At 56.6% G+C, this 19,212-nt stretch carries 17 protein-coding genes; 7 read left to right on the forward strand and 10 right to left on the reverse strand.

The genetic code is table 11. From position 1 onward, the window contains the following. The gene (locus tag H1Y61_RS20775) at window positions 1–819 is read left to right on the forward strand and encodes an ABC transporter permease (protein WP_180574668.1); all 819 of its coding nucleotides are present in this window, start codon (window positions 1–3) and stop codon (window positions 817–819) included. 25 nt (window positions 820–844) lie between these two features. Next, on the forward strand, window positions 845–1,621 hold the full coding sequence (locus tag H1Y61_RS20780) for an aspartate/glutamate racemase family protein (protein ID WP_180574669.1): 777 nt from the start codon (window positions 845–847) through the stop codon (window positions 1,619–1,621). On the opposite strand, the gene H1Y61_RS20785 is transcribed toward H1Y61_RS20780, so the two are convergent. The 9 genes from H1Y61_RS20785 to H1Y61_RS20825 form a co-directional block, all read right to left on the reverse strand. After that, window positions 1,554–3,443 carry a bifunctional diguanylate cyclase/phosphodiesterase gene (locus H1Y61_RS20785; protein ID WP_180574670.1) on the reverse strand — a complete coding sequence of 630 codons (1,890 nt, stop codon included), beginning with the start codon at window positions 3,441–3,443 and terminating at the stop codon, window positions 1,554–1,556. The genes H1Y61_RS20780 and H1Y61_RS20785 overlap by 68 nt on opposite strands. 295 nt (window positions 3,444–3,738) lie before the next feature. Continuing rightward, window positions 3,739–4,590, reverse strand: coding sequence for a fumarylacetoacetate hydrolase family protein (locus tag H1Y61_RS20790; RefSeq protein WP_180574671.1), 852 nt, complete (start codon window positions 4,588–4,590; stop codon window positions 3,739–3,741). Between the two features lie 122 nt (window positions 4,591–4,712). After that, window positions 4,713–6,119 carry an FGGY-family carbohydrate kinase gene (locus H1Y61_RS20795; protein ID WP_180575240.1) on the reverse strand — a complete coding sequence of 469 codons (1,407 nt, stop codon included), beginning with the start codon at window positions 6,117–6,119 and terminating at the stop codon, window positions 4,713–4,715. Between the two features lie 14 nt (window positions 6,120–6,133). Continuing rightward, complete coding sequence (gene rhaM, locus H1Y61_RS20800; protein ID WP_180574672.1) at window positions 6,134–6,457, reverse strand: L-rhamnose mutarotase; 324 nt, start codon at window positions 6,455–6,457, stop codon at window positions 6,134–6,136. A 2-nt stretch (window positions 6,458–6,459) separates the two neighbouring features. Further along, window positions 6,460–7,467 (reverse strand): ABC transporter permease, encoded by a 1,008-nt coding sequence (locus H1Y61_RS20805; RefSeq protein ID WP_180575241.1) that lies wholly within the window; start codon window positions 7,465–7,467, stop codon window positions 6,460–6,462. A gap of 2 nt (window positions 7,468–7,469) precedes the next feature. Next, window positions 7,470–8,471 (reverse strand): ABC transporter permease, encoded by a 1,002-nt coding sequence (locus H1Y61_RS20810; RefSeq protein ID WP_180574673.1) that lies wholly within the window; start codon window positions 8,469–8,471, stop codon window positions 7,470–7,472. Between the two features lie 9 nt (window positions 8,472–8,480). Then, window positions 8,481–10,016 carry a sugar ABC transporter ATP-binding protein gene (locus tag H1Y61_RS20815; RefSeq protein ID WP_180574674.1) on the reverse strand — a complete coding sequence of 512 codons (1,536 nt, stop codon included), beginning with the start codon at window positions 10,014–10,016 and terminating at the stop codon, window positions 8,481–8,483. A gap of 105 nt (window positions 10,017–10,121) precedes the next feature. Next, complete coding sequence (gene rhaS, locus H1Y61_RS20820) at window positions 10,122–11,117, reverse strand: rhamnose ABC transporter substrate-binding protein (RefSeq protein ID WP_070149263.1); 996 nt, start codon at window positions 11,115–11,117, stop codon at window positions 10,122–10,124. A 54-nt stretch (window positions 11,118–11,171) separates the two neighbouring features. Further along, window positions 11,172–11,984, reverse strand: coding sequence for a DeoR/GlpR family DNA-binding transcription regulator (locus H1Y61_RS20825; protein ID WP_012654477.1), 813 nt, complete (start codon window positions 11,982–11,984; stop codon window positions 11,172–11,174). 200 nt (window positions 11,985–12,184) lie between these two features. Between H1Y61_RS20825 and H1Y61_RS20830 the strand changes: the two genes are divergently transcribed. From H1Y61_RS20830 to H1Y61_RS20840, 3 genes are all read left to right on the forward strand, one after another. Further along, window positions 12,185–14,296, forward strand: a complete 2,112-nt coding sequence (locus H1Y61_RS20830) for a bifunctional rhamnulose-1-phosphate aldolase/short-chain dehydrogenase (protein ID WP_180574675.1) — start codon at window positions 12,185–12,187, stop codon at window positions 14,294–14,296. A gap of 38 nt (window positions 14,297–14,334) precedes the next feature. After that, complete coding sequence (gene rhaI / locus H1Y61_RS20835; RefSeq protein ID WP_180574676.1) at window positions 14,335–15,627, forward strand: L-rhamnose catabolism isomerase; 1,293 nt, start codon at window positions 14,335–14,337, stop codon at window positions 15,625–15,627. A 106-nt stretch (window positions 15,628–15,733) separates the two neighbouring features. Next, window positions 15,734–16,456: a DUF1003 domain-containing protein gene (locus H1Y61_RS20840; protein WP_235680920.1), complete on the forward strand. Its 723-nt coding sequence runs from the start codon at window positions 15,734–15,736 to the stop codon at window positions 16,454–16,456. Window positions 16,457–16,709: 253 nt separating this feature from the next. Here the strand turns inward: H1Y61_RS20840 and H1Y61_RS20845 are convergent, their stop codons facing one another. Further along, window positions 16,710–16,970: a PepSY domain-containing protein gene (locus tag H1Y61_RS20845; protein WP_180574678.1), complete on the reverse strand. Its 261-nt coding sequence runs from the start codon at window positions 16,968–16,970 to the stop codon at window positions 16,710–16,712. A 260-nt stretch (window positions 16,971–17,230) separates the two neighbouring features. Here H1Y61_RS20845 and H1Y61_RS20850 point away from each other — a divergent pair, with 260 nt between their 5' ends. Both H1Y61_RS20850 and H1Y61_RS20855 read left to right on the forward strand, forming a co-directional pair. Further along, complete coding sequence (locus H1Y61_RS20850) at window positions 17,231–17,893, forward strand: response regulator transcription factor (RefSeq protein ID WP_180574679.1); 663 nt, start codon at window positions 17,231–17,233, stop codon at window positions 17,891–17,893. Continuing rightward, window positions 17,890–19,212, forward strand: a complete 1,323-nt coding sequence (locus H1Y61_RS20855) for a sensor histidine kinase (RefSeq protein WP_180574680.1) — start codon at window positions 17,890–17,892, stop codon at window positions 19,210–19,212. Before H1Y61_RS20850 ends, H1Y61_RS20855 begins: the two co-directional genes overlap by 4 nt.

Genomic DNA, 19,212 nt, shown 5'->3' on the forward strand with positions numbered 1-19,212 from the left:
ATGATCAGGGAAAAACGCAGCCGCGAATTCTATCTGCTCGCCATATTCTTTGCGCTCTTCGTGCTGTTTCTCTATGGCCCGCTCTCGGCGATCCTGATCTTGTCTTTTCAGGGCGAAAATGGCGGACTGACCTTTCCGCTCAATGGCGTCTCGCTGCATTGGTTCGCCAATCTGTTCGAAACCCAGGCCGTCGGCGATTTTGGCGGCGCCATCAAACGCTCGATCACACTCGGGGTGATGGTGATGGTGGTCACCGTCCTGGTGTCACTGCTGGCAGGGTTAGCCTTTCGCCGCAAGTTTCATGGCGCGACAGTGTTGTTTTATCTGGCCGTTGCCAGTCTGGTCGTGCCGTCGATCATCATTTCGCTCGGCATCGGAGTCGTGTTTCAGCAATTGGGCTTCCAGCCAAACTGGTACAGTTCCGCCTTCGGCGCCCATTTGACCTGGACCTTGCCCTTCGGTGTGTTGATCATGTTCGCTGTCTTCAACCGCTTCTCACCCGCCTATGAAGAAGCAGCCCGCGACCTTGGCGCATCCTCATGGCAAACGTTTCGCTACGTTTTGCTGCCGATGATCGCGCCCAGCCTGATCGGTGTTGGCCTGTTTGGATTCTCGCTCTCCTACGACGAATTCGCCCGAACGCTGATGACGTCAGGCAGCTTCAACACCCTACCCCTGGAAATCTACGGCATGACGACCAATGTCACCACACCGGTTCTCTATGCGCTGGGTACGGTGACGACGGTATTTTCCTTCCTGGTCATTGCCCTGACGATTTTCCTCATTCGCCGGGTCAGCCGGCCTCGTGGCCATGCCTGAGTGGGCAACCCTCGATCGGATTTTCATGCGCATTCTGCTTATCAACCCCAATACAACAGCAAGCATGACGGCAACGGCTGCGGACGCCGCACGCCGGGTTGCCCATGCAGGCACCGAAATCCTGCCACGCACCTCGCAGATGGGTCCGGTTTCCATCGAGGGTTATTATGACGAGGCGCTGGCTGTTCCGGGCCTGCTGATGGAACTCGCCGACGGGGAAAAACAGGGCGCGGATGCCGCCATTATCGCCTGTTTCGATGATACCGGTCTTGATGCCGCCCGTGCATTGGCCGGCATTCCCGTCATCGGCATTTGCGAGGCAGCGATTGCGACGGTCAGCTTTATTGCCCGGAAGTTCAGCGTGGTAACGACAATGGAACGGTCTCGCTTGCCCATCGAGCACCTCGTTCGCCGCTATGGCGCATCCGACCGCTGCAAGGTGCGCGCCGCCGATATTCCTGTTCTCTCGCTGGAAGATCCATCCTCGAACGCACGGGAGCGGCTGCGGGCGGAGATTGCCAGAGCGCTGGCGCAAGACGATGCGGAAGCCATCATTCTTGGATGTGCCGGTATGGCCGATCTGACGGAAGCCTTGAGCAAGGAATTCAGCGTCCCTGTCATTGATGGCGTCGCCTGTGCCGTCAAGCAGGCGGAGGCGCTGGTTTCTCTCGGACTGCGGACCGCAAAAAACAATGCCTATGCCACGCCCGTCAACAAGCCCTATCTCGGTTTGCTTAAAGCGTTCGAACCGGCTGTTTTATCGGCAGACAAAGCTGCCGAGAATCAGCAGATAGGTCATTGAAAAAGCGTGAATTTAAAGAGCTGCGCAATACCGATGGAAGTTGGCCAAGAGACTTGCGGCGCAACATGGCTGCGGCTTCCTTGCGATCCACCGCCTTGGAGAAGAGATAGCCCTGTCCGTCCTCGCATCCCAGCCTCAAAAGCAAATCACGCTGTTCCTCTGTTTCGATACCCTCCGCGATAACGCGGAAATTCAAACGGTCAGAAATCGACAATAACCCGCCGACGATGACCGATGCTGGCTCTTCCTCCAACAACCGGGCAATGAAAGAACGATCGATTTTGATGATATCGAGCGGAACGGTCAGAAGATGTGTCAATGAAGCAAAACCGGTGCCGAAATCGTCGAGAGCCACAAGCATGCCTGCCTGACGCAATTGCTTGATCTGGTCCACAACATTGCGCTCGCGATTGCCCAGATAAATCGACTCCGTCAACTCAACGACAATGCGATCGACCCCGACGCCAACCTTGTCCATTACGCCGACAATTCGCTCGGTCAGGGAGCCGTCCAGAAAATCGCCTGCCGATACGTTCAAACCGATGCGACCGAATTCAAGTCCGCTGTCCAGCCAATCGCGAGCATCACGCGCCACATTTTCCAACACGCAAGCCGTCAATGCCCGAGCCAGACGAACATCGCTGGTCGCTTCATGGAAATGCGAGGCGGAAATGATATCGCCGTTACGGCTGACAAGCCGGCTGAGAGCCTCAAACCCGACCAGGGAACCGGAGGCAAGATCGACCACCGGCTGATAATAGGTCTCGATCCGATGTTCCCGCAATGCTTCGCTGACTTGCTGGAAAGAGCGAAACCGGCGGGCTATCGTCGAAACTGAACTGACCGAATATTCAACAAATTGACCGCGACAGCGTTCCTTGGCTTCATAAAGCGCGAAATCGGCATTCTGGCGAACATCGTCAACGCTCTGCCCATTGCGCGCGACAGCGCCGCCGATGGTTCCGGCTGGATAAACCGTCTGGCCCGCGCAAATGCAGGGCTCTTTCAGCACGGCCAGGACATGAGCCGCATGGTAGCCGAGATCCACACAATCGACCCCACGGACGATCAGAGCAAATTCGTCTCCACCGAGCCGGAATGCGGTGTCGCAATCTGTCATCGCTTTCAACCGTAAGCCAACGGTGCGGATCAGATCATCGCCAGCCTGATGGCCGAATGTATCGTTCACCTGCTTGAGATTATCGAGATCCACCAGCAGCAATCCCCAGGGATTGCGCCCAACGTCTTCATTGATCACCGCTTCATTGAAGCCGGTACGATTTGGCAATCCCGTCAACACATCCGTATAGGCAAGCCGTCTGCGCTCTCTCAACCGCAATTCACGCTCCAAGCCGATTGCACAGAGATGCACACAAGCAGAAACAATACCTTCTTCAATTTCGCTTGGACCGCGTTTTTGGCGGAAATAGAACGCAAAGGTTCCCAATACCCGACCATCGGAAATAATTGGCGTCGACCAGCAAGCCAAAAAACCCAACGGTAGGGCGAGGCCCTTGAACGCAGCCCAGAACGGATCATTTTCAATGTCCGTGACCAGAACCGGGCGACCACGAAACGCTGCTGTGCCGCAAGAACCAACACCCTCGCCGCAGGCCACACCATTGATAGCCGAAGAATAATGTTCGGGAATGGACGGCCCGGCAAGATGGTGAAGGCGCCCCACATCGTCCAATGTCAAAACAGAACAGACAATGTCATCAATCATCGTCTCAACGGAACAACACAGGAAATCGACGGTCTCGGCCAAGGGGTCGCCTCTGGCGATCTTTTCCAAGATCCTGTTTTGCAGCTTGATCAACATATATCCCCATTCCCTTTCACTGACCGAGCTTAACCAATAGGAATTAAGGGGCAGTTACAAATATGCGAACTTTCTTTAATACATGATGTAGCGTAGAAAAGCCGGCTGGAAAGTGAGGCTCCCGGCTCTGTTCTAACAATGATTTACGAATTGAAAAAAATTCCGCTCCATTTTTGTGGGACGGAAGACATGGCCAGCGCGTTCAATCGCCGCACGTCCTGACGGCGAATGCGTCGCCGCAAAGGGTCTTTCTGGACAGGCTAGAGCAAAACCCGCCCAGAAAAAGGACATCGACTTAAAGCGCGCCGATCACAGGGTTGGCGAGCAGGCCGACACCAGGAATATCCACTTCAAAAACGTCACCCGCCTTCATGAACAACGGCGGGTCGCGTCTTTCACCGACACCACCTGGAGTTCCGGTGACAATTACATCACCTGCCGACAGCGGTGTGAAGGCTGAAAGATAAGCAATCAGCGCCGGAATGGGAAAGATCAGGTCGGCCAAAGTGGCCTGCTGAACGACCTGTCCGTTCAGGCGCCCCGTGATGGAAAGCTGCGTATAGTCCTCAATTTCATCCGCCGTCACCAGAGCCGGACCGAACGCACCAGTCGCGGGAAAATTCTTGCCCGGCGCAAATTGTGAACTATGGCGCTGCCAGTCGCGCACCGAACCGTCATGATAGCAGGAATAACCAGCAATATGCTGCATGGCATCTTCCTCAGTGATATCCCGTCCACCGCGCCCGATCACCACAGCAAGCTCGGCTTCGAAATCGAGGCAATCCGACTGGCTTGGCTTGATGATCGGCTGGCCATGGCCAATCTGGCTATCGGCAAAGCGAATGAAGACGGTTGGATGGCCAACTTCGGGCCGCTTGGTTTCCTCTCGATGGGCGACATAATTAACGCCGATGCACAGGATCTTGCCTGGATCAGGAATGACCGGCAGCAGGGTAACATCCGAAAATGCCAGTTCCGGTTTGCGGTCACCGGCATAGTCGGCGGCGATTTCCAGGAGATCGTCCAGGATCGCCTGTTTCAGGGTCAGGCAATCATAGCTGAGACGACCGGTAAGATCGACGATGCCACCGCCGACCACCGCGCCGAATCCGGCCCGGCCAAGTCGGGTAAAACTGACGAATTTCATAAGGATGTCTCCGATCTGCATGCTGAAATGACGATGCGGCAGGTCCTATCTGAACAAGCCACCACCACCGCATGTCTAGCAAGCCGGCAAACGCAAACCAAGCGGGTAAAATCACCCGCACTTCACGTTGGCGTGGAGGCTTCAGGAAAGACGACGCCACACCGATCCTGAAAATCCTGAAAATATCTTTTCAAATCAAGATGATCTGGAGCAAACCGCATCTCACTCGGAATAGGCACCGTCATGCCTGTCAACAGCGCCGCGCCTTCCGCCGTCCCGGTCGGCGTGCCGCCTTCAGCCACCACAACCTCACGCCCGGTACAAGCAGCAAGAGCGCGAAGGTAGAGACGGTTTTTGGCAAACGGCCCTTCCACAAGAACAGGACCTGTCGCGCCGATCAAAGATAGCGATAACGCCGTCATCATCGCCGTATAAAGGCTCGCCGCCGCATAGAGCTGTGCCGCACCTTCCGGCACCAACGTCCATCCTCCGTTTCGGGTCGGATAAGGACCGGAGCCCTCGACCACGCATGGCAGGCGCATGACATCACCACTTATCATCTGTTCTGCCGCCCGCTCGATCTCAACCTCATCCGGGGCCTCCAGTCCCTGGGTCAGTATTTCGAATTCCCGTCCGCCCATATAGCGGCACGAGGGTACGGCTTGGCCATGTGCATCGACATTGGCCAAGGTATCGCGAACCGGATCGAGATGGGCGACCGTGCTGCCGACCGCAAATCCGATGATCCAGGTGCCAGTGGAAACAACAGCGAAAGGCTTTTCACGCCGCAACAGATGCGGCAGCAGCGACGCATTGCTATCGTGAATGCCGCAATAGACAGGAACAGGGCGTGAGAGACCTATCTGTTCGGCCAGTGATTGCTTGACCTCTCCCAAAGCATCGAAAGCCGACCGCAAGGGGGCGAGATCTGGACCAAGCTCCAACCGCTCGACCAGGCTTGAATAACAACCCTGTTGGGGCCTCCATAAATCCGTATGGCATCCCAGCGATGTCGCCTCATTCGCCGCCACGCCGGTCAGTCTGAAAGCCCAATACTGCGGATAGGTGACAATGGTCGCAACCCCGGTAAAAAGCTCGGGAAAGGCCGTTTTCTGGTAATGCAACTGGGCGCCGAGGTTTAGACCGCCTGGCAGGCGCGGTGAAAATGTTTCATCAAAACTCGGTCGCAAGGCATCATAGGCAAGAGTGATCGTTTCGGGATAGCGGTATTCGTAATCCAGCACCGGCATTGCCAGCTCACCGCCGCCGTCAAGCAAAGCAGCACTTGCGCCATGGGTGGTGATGGAAATTGCATCGAAACCCGGTCCTGCGGCAAAGGCTTTCAAAGCATCCAGGATGAAGGACCACAGCTTGTTCGTATCGAAATGCGGATAAGGCCCCTCCCCGACAACTGTATTTGGCATACGCCGACAGCCAAGCTCCAAGCCCGTCGATGCCTGCAATATGACGACCTTGGCATTGGTCTTGCCAATATCGATGACGGCGACGGTTTCGGATATCGTGCTCATGGCATGTAAAACACTCATGGCATTGAAAACACCTGCACGAGATCGACAGCAACCGGCGATCCATCCGGGTTGGTGGCCATGATATCACCCATATGCGCCCACCAGCGCTGCATGACCGGGTGCTCTGGCAGCGCGGCCATGCCGTGGCCTTTGGGCCGGGTCAGCAGGCCGAAGAGCGTGTTTGTTTCACGGTCGAGATGGATGGAATAATCACTGACGCCAGCCTCATGCAACAACGCCACCAGTTCCGGCCAGATCGCATCATGGCGCTTTTTATATTCGGCCTCCATGCCGGTATGGAGCTGCATCTTGAAGGCATATTTTTCAGTCTCTGCCATGCTCATGTCCTCATATCCCGCATCCGTCGCGCCAAAATCGGCAAGGCGATGGTGATGATCAGCAACAGACCGATGAAGATCGACATGACGATGCCCGGCACGTTCAACAGCCCCAGCCCAAATGTCACCAGGCCCATGACGAAGGCGGCAATCACCACGCCGCCAATCGTGCCAGCCCCGCCGACAATCGACACGCCGCCCAGCACCACCATGGTGACGGCTTCCAACTCCCAACCCTGGGCAATCGATGGCCGTGTCGAGCCCAGCCGGGAGGTGAGGCAGACGGCAGCAATGCCGCTCATCAATCCGGTCAGCATAAACAGGATGAATTTAACCCGATCAACGGGAATTCCTGAAAATCTGGCTGCCAGCGGATTATTCCCGATCACATAGACCTGACGCCCAAAATTCGTGGCGTGCAGCAGCAACGCAAACAGCGCGGCCAACACAAGGAAGAGGACGAATTCGAAGGAAAACACCCAGGCCACATAGCCCTGACCAAAATAAGCGAAGCTTTCAGGATATTTTCCATAGGCCTGATCACCAAGCACGATATAAGAAATGCCGCGAAACAGGCTCATCGTGCCAATGGTGACGACGATGGAGGGCAGTTTCAGCCCGGCCACCAGCACCCCATTGAACACCCCGCATAAAAGCCCAACGCCGATACCGATCATCACCAGGCCGGGCGTGCCGACACCCACTTGGGCTGCCGCACCCATGGCCGTCGAGGCCAGAGCAATGATTGCAGCGACCGAAAGATCGATCTCACCGGCAATGACCAGCAACGCCATGGCAAAGGCAATCATCGCCTTTTCAGTGAAATTGAAGGTGGCGTCCGACAGGTTCCAGGCGTCCAGAAAATAAGGGGAGGCCAGCGCGTTGGCGATGAAAATTGCGACTGCGACACCCAATAACAGCACTTCCCAACTGGCCAGCAGGCGGCGTATCGGCGTGCCGAGCTTGTCGGGAATACGGCGCTTGGCCGGGGTTTGTTCAACGGGTGCCATTGTCATGCCGCAACCTCCTGAACCGTGCTGCCCGCGGCCCTATCGCGCAGGATGATCCGGCCCTTTCTGCGTTCGGCCCGGGCGTTGAACACCACGGCCAAAACAATCACCACACCCGATATCGCCATCTGAGCGAAGGGGGAAATGCCGATGACAGGCAATGCATTCTTGATAACACCCAGGAATAAAGCCCCCAGCACGGTGCCTGCGACCGAGCCGATGCCCCCGGCAATCGAAATGCCGCCGATAACGCAGGCCGCCACGCTGTCCAACTCAAAACCGCTGGCAATATCCACATAAGCGACCGCGTAGCGCGACACCCAGAGATAGCCGCAGAGGCCTGCAAGCCCACCTGACAGTACGAAGGCCAGAAATCGCGTCCAACCGATATCGATGCCCGCATAAACCGCAGCTGTCGCATTCCCCCCAGCGGCATAGGTGGCGCGGCCAAATGTGGTACGCCCCAGCACAACAGCCATGGCGATAACCACGATCACTGCAATCCATGCCAGAACCGGAAGCCCCATGATGACAATGCGCGGCAGATTGAGGAAATCCGGCGTCATCTGATGAGCGTTGACCCAGGCGCCGCCGGACAGCACGAAAGCCATGCCGCGATAGATCGTCAACGTACCGAGCGTCACGACGATGGGCGGGATCTGCAACAGCCAGACGAGATAGCCATTGATTGCGCCGAGCGCCGCGCCGATCAGCACCGCCGCCGCGATCAGCAGTACCAGCGGCAGGCCCGGAAAATTCGAATCCATCATCGCCACCGCCATGCCGGAAAAGGCCAGATTGGCCGCAACCGACAGATCGATCGATTTGGTGAGGATCACAGTCATCTGCGCCAGCGCCAGAATGATCAGGATCGATGTATCGTTAAAGATCGTCGCCAGATTGCCGGGCGAGGCAAAACCGTCTGCCCGGGTGGCGAACCCGGCGATCAGCAACAGGATAATGACACCCAATGCGATCTCGCGGTGTTTCAGCAGGCTTTTCATTGTCACACCTCACGCATTGCCGGTTGCAGCGCGCACCAGAACTTCCGGTGACAGCGCCTCCCGCTCAAAAATTCCAGCCTGCAATCCCTCGCGCATCACCATTACCCGGTCGGACATGCCGAGGATCTCCGGCAGTTCAGAGGAAATCATGATGATCGACAGGCCCTCTGCCGCCAGTTCGGAAATAAAACCATGCACGGCGGCTTTGGAGCCGATATCGATCCCCTTGGTCGGCTCGTCGAGAATGATGACTTTCGGCTTGGTCGCCAGCCATTTGCCAATCACTACTTTCTGCTGATTGCCACCCGACAGCGTGCCAACCGGCACGGACAGGGCCGCCGCCCGCAGGTCCAGCCGCTCGGCATAGTGGCGCGCGAGAGAGAATTCGTTGACGGCCTTTAGAAAACCACGCGCCGAAACACGCGCCAGGGAAGGCAGCGACATATTCTGGTAAATCGGCATTTGCAGCGCCAACCCATGGCGCCCGCGCTCTTCCGGCACATAGACGATGCCAGCGGCAATGGCATCCGCAGTCGAGCGGATATCGACAACCTTGCCCTCCAGCGTCACTGTTCCTGAGGCCGGGCGGGTAATGCCAAACAGCGACTGGCACAGTTCGGAGCGGCCTGCACCGATCAACCCGTAAACGCCAAGAATTTCGCCCTTGCGCAATTGGAAGGAGATGTCCCGAAACTCGGTTTCATGGCAATAATGTGAGACGGAAAGCACCGGAGCGCCGATGGCAACGTCGATCTTTGGAAAGGCGTCATGCACATCTCGGCCGACCATCAACCGGACGATCTCATCCTGCGGCGTCTGTTGCAACAGGCCGGAACCAACCATCTTTCCATCGCGGAATACCGCGTAATTCTCGGCGATTTCATAGACTTCATCGAATTTGTGACTGATGAACAGGATTGCCTTGCCGTCTCGTTTCAGCCCCTCAACGATGCGAAACAGATCATCGATTTCCTTACGCGACAGGGCCGCCGTCGGCTCGTCCATGATAACGATCCGCGCTTCAACCGAAAGTGCGCGCGCAATCGCCACCAGATGCCGCTGGGCAATCGAGAGATCCTTCAATTTAATGGTTGGATCAATCCTGCTTTCCAGCCGGTCCATCAGCGCTCTGGCTTTGGTGTTGATGCCGTTCCAGTCGATGAAGCCGAAGCGGGTTTTCGGCGCATGGCCGAGGAAAATGTTTTCCGCAACGCTCAGTTCGTCAAACAGCACGGTTTCCTGATGGATGGCCGTCACGCCCGCATCGATGGCGGCCTGGGCATTGGCGAAGGTCACCGGCGAACCATCCATGACGATCTCTCCCTCATTGGGCCGGTAAATGCCCGTCAGGATTTTGACCAGCGTTGATTTACCGGCACCATTTTCGCCGATCAATGCCGTCACCTCGCCGGGATAAAGGGCGATATTCACGCCATCCAGCGCCTTCACACCCGGAAAGATCTGCGAAATGCCGCGCATCTCCAATATCGGTGCGCGATCACCGAGCGGTACGGCATCAAGCTTTGTGGTTTGGACACTCATCATCGATTGCACCAAATCAGGCCAAAAAGACCAGGAACAGATAAGGGTTCCCGGCGGCAGCTGCCGCCGGGTTCGATTGCCTCAGACTTCAAAAAAAAGAGATCCAGATCAGAATATTTTTGAGAACTGATCGATATTCTTGGCATCGTAGACGAAAGGATCGGCCATCGCCGCTTCACCATTGTCGCCGATCTTGATCTTGCCCATTCTTCCAGCCGGAACCTCGCTGCCGGGCTTGCCGGTCGCGTCACCTTTCACCAGATGATAGGCGATCTGGGTGGCGGAATAGCCGAGATCGATGGGATTCCAGATAGCGAATTCCTTGGTGGCACCGGACTTGATCGCGCCAGCCATTTCCGATGGCAGGCCAAGACCGGTCACATAGACCTGACCGATCTTGCCTGCGTCCTTGACCGCCTGCGAGGCCGCCAAGACGCCAACCGTGGTCGGAGCAACGATAACCTTCACATTCGGATGGGAGGTCAGGATGCCATTGGCTTCACGGTAGCTCTTGTCGGCAAGGTCATCACCATAGACAGTGGTGGTGAGGTTAAGGCCGGGGAAATCCTTCAACTGCTTCTTCATCTCGGCAATCCAGATATTCTGGTTGGTCGAGGTGGTGGTGGCCGACAGGATGGCAAAATCGCCCTTGCCATCAGCCAGATGGTCGGCGGCCAGTTTCAGGCACATCTTGCCGATCAACTCGTTCGAAGACGGATTGAGATGCATGATCCGTCCAGCAGGTGCCACGCCGGAATCCCAGGAAATCACCTTGATGCCGCGTTGTGCAGCTTTCTTCAAGGCAGGAACCACAGCATCCGGGTCATTGGCGGAAATGGCGATGGCATCGACGCCCTGGGCGATCAGGGAATTGATCACCTCGATCTGGCCTTCAGCCGTTGTTGTCGTCGGACCGGTATAGATGATCTTGACGCCACCCAGTTCCTTGGCCGCCTCTTCCGCGCCTTTGTTGGCCGCCTCGAAGAAACCATTGCCGAGCGATTTGACCACGATGGCGATTTTCATGTCGGCGGCATGCGCCATGCCTGCCGTCGTGACGAAGGCAATCGCCGCCGCACCGAACAATCGTCTTGAAATTTTCATGTCTTTATCCTCCCAGATGTTGAACCCGTTAGCCCCAACCGGCGTACCGCTTCCTCAAGCGACCGAAGGGGCGTCCTCCCTGTCGGCCGAGGTCGAAGCCCGGACCGTCAAAAGCTTTATTCCAGCCGCCTCCACCATATGAGCGGCCTCTTCAGGCACGCCGTCATCGGTGATGATGGTTGAGACGGCATCTAGCCCGCATAAAATCATGCTGGACCGCCGCGTAAATTTCGTCGAATCGACCATGACGATCAGCTCGTCGGCCTGGCGCATCAACCGTTGCTCGCTCTGGATCACCAGCGCATCCGGCTCCATCACGCCCAGCGCGGAAATACCCTGCGCACCGATGAACATCCGGCGGGCATAAAAATTGCGGATCGCATCATTCTCGAAAGGCGACAGGATCAGGCTTTGATCCCGGTAGATCGCGCCGCCCGGCACATTGATCGTACATTTCGAATGCTTGACCAGATGCTCGGCGATCGCAAAGGAATTGGTCATCACCTGCAAGCGACGCGCTGACATGAAATGCACCATCTGAAAGGTTGTGGTTCCACCATTGATGATGATCGAATCGCCTTCCTCGCAGAGTTCAACAGCGGCGCGCGCAATTGCGCGTTTCTTATCGATATTGACCGATTCCGACACCCTGAACGGTCGGGCAGCCAGATTGCCCTGCTGCGGTGGGTGCACCGCTTCCGCACCACCCCGTACCCGACGTAACTTCCCCTGGACATGCAGGGATGCAATGTCGCGCCGGATGGTTGCTTCGGACGCATCCGTCAATTCGGCAATATCTTGCACCGTCACCACAGGCTTTTCCTGGATGGCGCTGAGTATAATGCGATGGCGTTCGCGTTCGTGCATGGGGTCCTCCTGAGCGAGTTTTAGGCCTAACAGATTGAAGATGTCAATCATAAACGATCAAAATAGATTATATTGCAACGCACAATGAACATTTATGATCGTTTATGATTGACACACGCGATAAATTTGCGCGATACCCATAACAGGATGGAGCGTTCGCTGATATGGCGGGCCTTAAAATCACATTTGGGAGGATTTCCATGACGGGCCAAACCGCAGCGGGCCAACCCCGCCTTCTCGACAATCGCTGGGATGACGTCTACGCCGAAACGCTGGATGAGGCAGGCAAGCTGCTTTACCGGTCCAACCTGCTTGGCGCTGACAAGCGCATTACCAATTATGGCGGCGGCAACACCTCGGCCAAGGTCATGGAAACCGATCCGCTCACCGGCCAAATGGTCAAGGTTTTATGGGTCAAAGGGTCCGGCGGCGATGTCGGCACCATCAAACTCGACGGTTTCGCAACGCTTTACCAAGACAAGCTTGAGGCGCTGAAAGGTATTTACCAGGGCGTTCATGACGAAGACCGCATGGTTGGCTTCCTTCCTCATTGCACATTCAATCTCAATCCGCGCGCGGCGTCCATCGATACGCCGCTGCATGGTTTCGTGCCGTTTACCCATGTCGATCACATGCATCCCGACGCGATCATCGCCATTGCCGCGTCGAAGAACTCGAAAGAGCTGACAAAAGTGATCTTTGGCGATGAGATCGGCTGGCTGCCCTGGCGCCGCCCCGGTTTTCAGCTTGGGCTTGATCTGGGAGCCTTCGTCAAGGCCAATCCGCAGGCCAAGGGCGTCGTGCTGGAAAGCCATGGCCTGTTCACCTGGGATAATGACGCCAAGGCCTGCTACGAGCTGACGCTTGATATCATCAACAAAGCCATCCAGTGGTTTGCTCGGGAAACAGAAGGCAAGGTGATTTTTGGCGGCGCGGCCACGCAAAGCCTGCCTTCCGCCGAACGTCGCGCCATTGCCGCCAGGCTGATGCCGGAAATTCGCGGGCGGATCGGCAAGGCGGAGCGCAAGCTTGGTCATTTCGACGATCAGGATGCCGTGCTGGAATTCGTCAATTCCAATCATCTCCAGCCACTCGGCGCGCTGGGCACCTCCTGCCCCGACCATTTCCTGCGCACCAAGATCCGGCCGCTGATCGTGGATTTCGATCCGAGCCAACCGGATGTGGATACAGTGCTTACCGGTCTCGATGCAGCACTCGAGGCCTATCGCGCCGATTACAACAGGTATTACGACAGCTGCAAACACGATAATTCTCCAAAAATCCGTGACCCCAATCCGGTGATCTTCCTCATTCCGGGCGTCGGCATGCTGTCTTTCGCCAAGGACAAAGCGACGGCCCGGATCGCCGGCGAATTCTACGTCAATGCCATCAATGTCATGCGTGGCGCATCCACCGTTTCGCAGTATCAGGGCCTGCCGGAGCAGGAAGCCTTCGATATCGAATATTGGCTGCTGGAAGAAGCAAAGCTGCAACGCATGCCCAAGCCGAAAAGCTTGGCCGGAAAGGTGGCTTTTGTCACCGGCGGCGCGGGCGGCATTGGCAGGGCTACTGCTGAGCGGCTGGTTGCGGAAGGGGCTTGCGTGGTTCTGGCCGACATTGACGCTGCCGCACTTTCTGAGACGACCGCTGATTTCACCAAACGCCATGGCGGTGATGCCATACGCTCGGTTCAACTGGACGTCACCCGCGAAGATGCCGTCATCAGCGCCTTTGCCGAGGCCAGTGTCGAGTTCGGTGGGGTGGATATTCTGGTCTCGAATGCTGGTATTGCCTCGTCCGCCCCCGTTGAAGACACCACACTTGCCATGTGGAACAAGAATATCGATATTCTCGCCACCGGTTACTTCCTGGTGTCGCGGGAAGCCTTCCGGCTATTCCGCAGGCAGGCATTGGGGGGCAATGTGGTGTTTGTCGCCTCGAAAAATGGTCTTGCCTCCTCCCCTAATGCCTCGGCCTATTGCACGGCCAAGGCAGCGGAAATTCATCTAGCGCGTTGCCTGGCGCTGGAAGGCGCCGATGCCGGAATCCGCGTCAACACCGTCAATCCGGATGCCGTGCTGCGCGGCTCGAAAATCTGGAACGGCGAATGGCGAGAACAGCGCGCGGCATCCTCCAAGATCGAGGTAGACGATCTCGAGGAACATTATCGCAAGCGCTCGATGCTGAAGCTGAACGTATTTCCTGAAGATATTGCCGAAACCATCTACTTCCTGGCTTCGGATGCGTCGGCAAAATCGACCGGCAATATCATCAATGTCGATGCGGGCAACGCCCAGAGTTTTACGCGCTAAACCTCTGGTAAAAGAGAATGCATCCTTGGGAGGAAAGCATGACAGACCTGAACATCACTGCGGACGCGGTTGCCGCAGACAATGACAAGCGGGCAAGCGCGCTAACGTCAGACTATACGGCGCTTGGCGAAAAGCTGGCGCGCAGCAATATCGACATCGACGCCATCACCAAATCCGTTTCCGCGTTTTTCGTCGCCGTCCCCTCCTGGGGGGTCGGCACCGGCGGCACCCGTTTTGCCCGCTTTCCCGGACTGGGCGAGCCGCGTCATATCTTCGACAAGCTCGACGATTGCGGGGTCATCCAGCAATTGACCCGCGCCACACCGAAAGTCTCGCTGCACATCCCCTGGGACAAGGCCGATCCGAAGGAATTGTCGGCCAAGGCCGCCACTCTTGGTCTTGGCTTCGACGCTATGAACTCCAACACGTTTTCGGACGCCGTTGATCAGGTATATTCTTATAAATATGGCTCGCTCAGCCATGTCGATGCCGCAACCCGGCAACAGGCCATCGAACACAATATCGAATGTATCGAACTTGGCGATCAACTCGGCTCGAAAGCTCTGACCGTCTGGGTTGGCGACGGCTCCAACTTTCCAGGCCAGAGCAATTTTACCAAGTCATTCGAGCGCTATCTCGCGTCGATGGCCGAGATCTACAAAACGCTGCCGGATGATTGGCGGCTATTTTCCGAACACAAGATGTATGAACCGGCCTTCTATTCCACCATCGTTCAGGATTGGGGCACCAACTACCTGATTGCCCAGACGCTGGGGCCGAAGGCACAGTGCCTTGTCGATCTCGGACACCACGCGCCTAATACCAATATTGAAATGATCGTGGCGCGGCTGATCCAGTTCGGCAAGCTGGGCGGCTTCCACTTCAACGACTCGAAATATGGCGATGACGATCTGGATGCCGGTTCCATCGACCCTTACCGCTTGTTTCTGGTGTTCAACGAGCTTGTCGATGCGCAGTATCGCGGCGTTGAAGGCTTCCACCCTGCCCATATGATAGACCAGTCGCATAATGTGACTGATCCGATTGAAAGCCTGATTGCCAGCGCCAACGAAATCCGCCGGGCTTTTGCCCAGGCCCTGCTGGTGGATCGCGCCGCACTGGACGGCTATCAGAATGATAATGATGCGCTGATGGCAACCGACACGTTGAAACGCGCCTATCGCACCGATGTGGAGCCGATCCTGGCAAAGGCCCGGCTGGACGCAGGCGGCGCAATCGATCCGGTCTCGGCTTATCGTGCCTCCGGTTACCGCGCCAAAGTTGCGGCAGAACGGCCAGCGGTCAAAGGAGGCTCTGGCGGCATAGTATAGTTACACGCTCACAAACGGTTCTTGGTTCCAGTGAATTTTGAAGCTATGCATCAAGGGGCCGGGGCGGCAATTTTGTCGCGCCCGGTCTTTTCTGTCGGAGCCCTGCGTGTCCAACATTTCTCCCACATCCAGCCATCAGTCGCATCAATGCTGCCTCTGCCATAAAACCGTTCCGCCAAGGCATTTGCATGCCGTCAACTCGATGCGATCTTCGTTGATAGAATTGATCGAGGCGCAATGCGGCCCCGTGGCCGCCGATGCCCGGATCTGCGACGACGACCTGTCAGCACTGCGTCGCCAGCGGGTCGAAAAACTGCTTCAGGAAGAACGCGGTGAGCTTTCGGACCTTGACCGACGCGTGATCGCCGATCTTGGCCGCGATGTTTCCACGGTTCAGACCGCTGCGGCGGAGAACGAAAGGCCGCTTCGGTTTGGGGATCGCGCCTCGGACGCCGTCGCCTCTTTTGGCGGTTCGTGGCGATTCATCATCATCTTTTCCATCATCCTCGTCACCTGGATGGCAATCAACTCTATCGGGCTATTTCTTCGGCCTTTCGACCCCTATCCCTACATCCTCCTGAATCTGCTACTGTCCTGTGTCGCCGCAATGCAGGCGCCAATCATCATGATGAGCCAGAAGCGCCAGGAGGAAAAGGATAGGCAGCGGGCGGAAAACGATTACATGATCAACTTGCGCGCCGAACTGGAAATCCGCCAATTGCATGAAAAGATCGACCACCAGATGGCCCATCAATGGGCGCGCTTGGCAGAGTTGCAGCAGATACAGATCGACCTGCTTGAGGGACGGATTTATAAAAAAGATATATGAGGCTCCATTTTATTAGATTTATTTAATATTAAGGTAAGAAACTGGTTCTACATTGTTTCTCACAGGGAATGGATCTTCCTCCGGCGTCCCCTCTGCCATTCTGAGATCCATTCGCCCAACCTGTGGCCGCCCGAAGAAGTCCCCTCGACTTCGGGAATTGATTTAGCGCCGCGCCTCAAAACGCGGCGCTTTTTTTTGCCCAACGTTGTGGTTCCGCTATGGAATGGGGCAATAGATGACCGTATCAAAGCGCTCAGTCTTTCTGGTCAATCGGCTTAAACGTTTTCGGATCGAAATAAGCTTCGACGGCGTTGCCGCTGGAATCGACAGCGTGGGCCTCATAGCACCCGTCGCCGCTCCTGATGGAGCGAACATTCCAGCCCTCTCCTTCAAGCTTTCTCTGCAAACTCTCTCGGGGTTGCCATTCTTTCAGCGGCACCGCGCATTTTTCCCCAGCCAGAATCGGGCCTGCCAGAGCCAGAGTGATAGACAACGCAATCAGCACAATCTTCATATCGACCCTTCTGTCTACCAACCCATCAACTGCTTCGGGGAACTGTCGCCGCACGCAGATAACGAACGTAGAAAATGCCGTTTATCGACGCGACTGCCCTTTATCGTCGGTTGCGCTGACACCAAGCTGAAGATCCGCTGTGTGCAGCCTTCCAAGATTTTTCTGAAATTTCGACCCGCTTAAGCTAGGTGTCATAAAGAACGTCAAAAGCTTTTTATTTCGGGCGTCTCGCGCCTCTGCCGTTCTGATCGGAGATATGCATGCGGGTATTACTTGTAGAGGACGACGCTGTTCTGGGTCAGGCCATTCGCGATCATGTCGGGGCAGCCGGTCATGCGGTGGACTGGATGAAGGGGCTACAGGACGCTGAGGCCTGCACCAGAACCGTTGCCTATGGCCTGATCCTGCTCGACCTGCGTTTGCCTGATGGCAACGGCATCGACTTTCTGAAACGGTTGCGCGAGCATGGCGACGTGACCCCGATCATCATCCTCACCGCCCATGACCAGATCTCGGATCGGATCGAGGGCCTCAACTCCGGCGCTGACGACTATCTGGTCAAGCCATTCAATCTCGATGAGCTGACGGCGCGCATATTGGCGGTCGCGCGTCGCTATGCAGCAAAGCCAAATCCGGTCATTCGGATCGGCACATTGGAAATCAACCCCGCAGAGCGACGTATTGCCGATGGTGCCGAGGCCATTAGCCTCTCCAGCCGTGAATGGGCGGTGCTTGATGCGCTTTTGGCAAGGCCTGGTGCCGTAGTCTCCAAAGCCCGCATTGAGGAAGCCCTCTATGCGTTCGGATCGGAAATCGAAAGCAATACGGTGGAAGTCTATGTCAGCCGGTTGCGCAAGAAGATCGGTAAGGATCGCCTGCTAACCGTCCGAGGCGTCGGCTACAGCATTGCGGGAGCGGCATGACCATGCCAAGCATTACCCGCAAACTTCTCTTGTGGCTTTCCGGCGCGATTACCGTGCTTTGGCTGGTCGCGGCAAGCTGTGGCGCCATCGTCATGCAGGCTGAGTTTGGCGAGATTTTCGACAGCGCTCTGCAGGAGACCGGTGACAGGCTTTTGCCATTGGTCGTTGATGACATCATGCAGCGCGACCCGCTGAAAAGCCCCGTGCAAATCCTCAGCACTGTCGATCCCAATTCCGATGGATATCTGATCTATCAGGTGAGGGACGCAAGCGGTCGAGTGCTGATGCACTCCCATGCCGAGGCAGCAGCCCCCCTGCCCGCGCCGCTGACACCCGGCTTCTGGCAAAACGACAAATACCGGATCTATACGACCACAGCGGTCAGCGACACGATCATCGTTCAGGTGGCCGACTCGATGAAACATCGGCATATCTCGGCTCTTGCGGCGGGTCTTGCCATGTTGCTGCCGGTGATTGCGCTCGTCCCACTCAGCGTTTTAGCAGCATGGCTGATCATCCGCCGTTCGCTCCTTCCCGTTGAACAGTTTCGACAGGAAATCAGCGAGAAAGATCACGGCAATCTGGCGGAAATCGACCTTAGCCCACTGCCCAAGGAATTGCAGCCCATAGGACGTTCCGTCAATCTTCTGCTCACCCGATTGCGGGCCGCTTTGGATGCCGAGCGCGAATTTACCGCCAATAGTGCCCACGAATTGCGCACCCCCATTGCCGGCGCCCTGGCGCAAACGCAATTGATGCTGGCCCAGTTGAAGGAGCCGGAAGCCCGTGCCAGGGCGAGTCAGGTGGAAACTTCGCTGCAAAAGCTAGCCAGCCTCGCGGAAAAACTGTTGCAATTGTCTCGTGCAGAAGCGGGCATCGGCTCGACCGGGCAGCCTGTCGATCTCGTACCCGTGCTCGATCTTGTCGTGGAGGATTTCCAGCGCGCCACGGGAAATGCCATTGTTTATCGACACCCGCCAACAGCAACCCTGCCACGCGCCGTCAGCGAAGACGCCTTTGCCATCGTCATTCGTAACATGATCGAGAATGCTGTGCGACATGGAACACAGGGTGCGCCGGTTGAGGTGACACTTGGCGAAGACGGCACGATCCGCGTCGTCAACGGTTCACCGGTTTTGCCACCCGAACAATTGATAGCCATCCGAAAACGCTTCCAACGTGCCAATGCAACCACGCCCGGATCGGGCCTCGGCTTGTCGATTATCGAGCGTTTGTCAGAGCAGATGAATGCCCGCTTCGACATCCTGTCACCCGCCAGCGGACGACAGGATGGATTTGAAGCCCGGATAAGGATTTAA

Source organism: Agrobacterium vitis (genome assembly GCF_013426735.1).
Lineage (GTDB): Bacteria > Pseudomonadota > Alphaproteobacteria > Rhizobiales > Rhizobiaceae > Allorhizobium > Allorhizobium vitis_D.

Bases quoted from the DNA above. Each gene is read 5' to 3' on its own strand.
- rhaI (WP_180574676.1), top strand. From the start codon at position 14,335: ATGACAGACCTGAACATCACTGCGGACGCGGTTGCCGCAGACAATGAC.
- H1Y61_RS20790 (WP_180574671.1), bottom strand. From the start codon at position 4,590: ATGAAATTCGTCAGTTTTACCCGACTTGGCCGGGCCGGATTCGGCGCG.
- rhaS (WP_070149263.1), bottom strand. From the start codon at position 11,117: ATGAAAATTTCAAGACGATTGTTCGGTGCGGCGGCGATTGCCTTCGTC.
- H1Y61_RS20830 (WP_180574675.1), top strand. From the start codon at position 12,185: ATGACGGGCCAAACCGCAGCGGGCCAACCCCGCCTTCTCGACAATCGC.
- H1Y61_RS20855 (WP_180574680.1), top strand. From the start codon at position 17,890: ATGACCATGCCAAGCATTACCCGCAAACTTCTCTTGTGGCTTTCCGGC.
- H1Y61_RS20845 (WP_180574678.1), bottom strand. From the start codon at position 16,970: ATGAAGATTGTGCTGATTGCGTTGTCTATCACTCTGGCTCTGGCAGGC.
- H1Y61_RS20795 (WP_180575240.1), bottom strand. From the start codon at position 6,119: ATGAGCACGATATCCGAAACCGTCGCCGTCATCGATATTGGCAAGACC.
- H1Y61_RS20785 (WP_180574670.1), bottom strand. From the start codon at position 3,443: ATGTTGATCAAGCTGCAAAACAGGATCTTGGAAAAGATCGCCAGAGGC.
- H1Y61_RS20775 (WP_180574668.1), top strand. From the start codon at position 1: ATGATCAGGGAAAAACGCAGCCGCGAATTCTATCTGCTCGCCATATTC.
- rhaM (WP_180574672.1), bottom strand. From the start codon at position 6,457: ATGGCAGAGACTGAAAAATATGCCTTCAAGATGCAGCTCCATACCGGC.
- H1Y61_RS20825 (WP_012654477.1), bottom strand. From the start codon at position 11,984: ATGCACGAACGCGAACGCCATCGCATTATACTCAGCGCCATCCAGGAA.
- H1Y61_RS20815 (WP_180574674.1), bottom strand. From the start codon at position 10,016: ATGATGAGTGTCCAAACCACAAAGCTTGATGCCGTACCGCTCGGTGAT.
- H1Y61_RS20850 (WP_180574679.1), top strand. From the start codon at position 17,231: ATGCGGGTATTACTTGTAGAGGACGACGCTGTTCTGGGTCAGGCCATT.
- H1Y61_RS20780 (WP_180574669.1), top strand. From the start codon at position 845: ATGCGCATTCTGCTTATCAACCCCAATACAACAGCAAGCATGACGGCA.
- H1Y61_RS20805 (WP_180575241.1), bottom strand. From the start codon at position 7,467: ATGGCACCCGTTGAACAAACCCCGGCCAAGCGCCGTATTCCCGACAAG.
- H1Y61_RS20810 (WP_180574673.1), bottom strand. From the start codon at position 8,471: ATGAAAAGCCTGCTGAAACACCGCGAGATCGCATTGGGTGTCATTATC.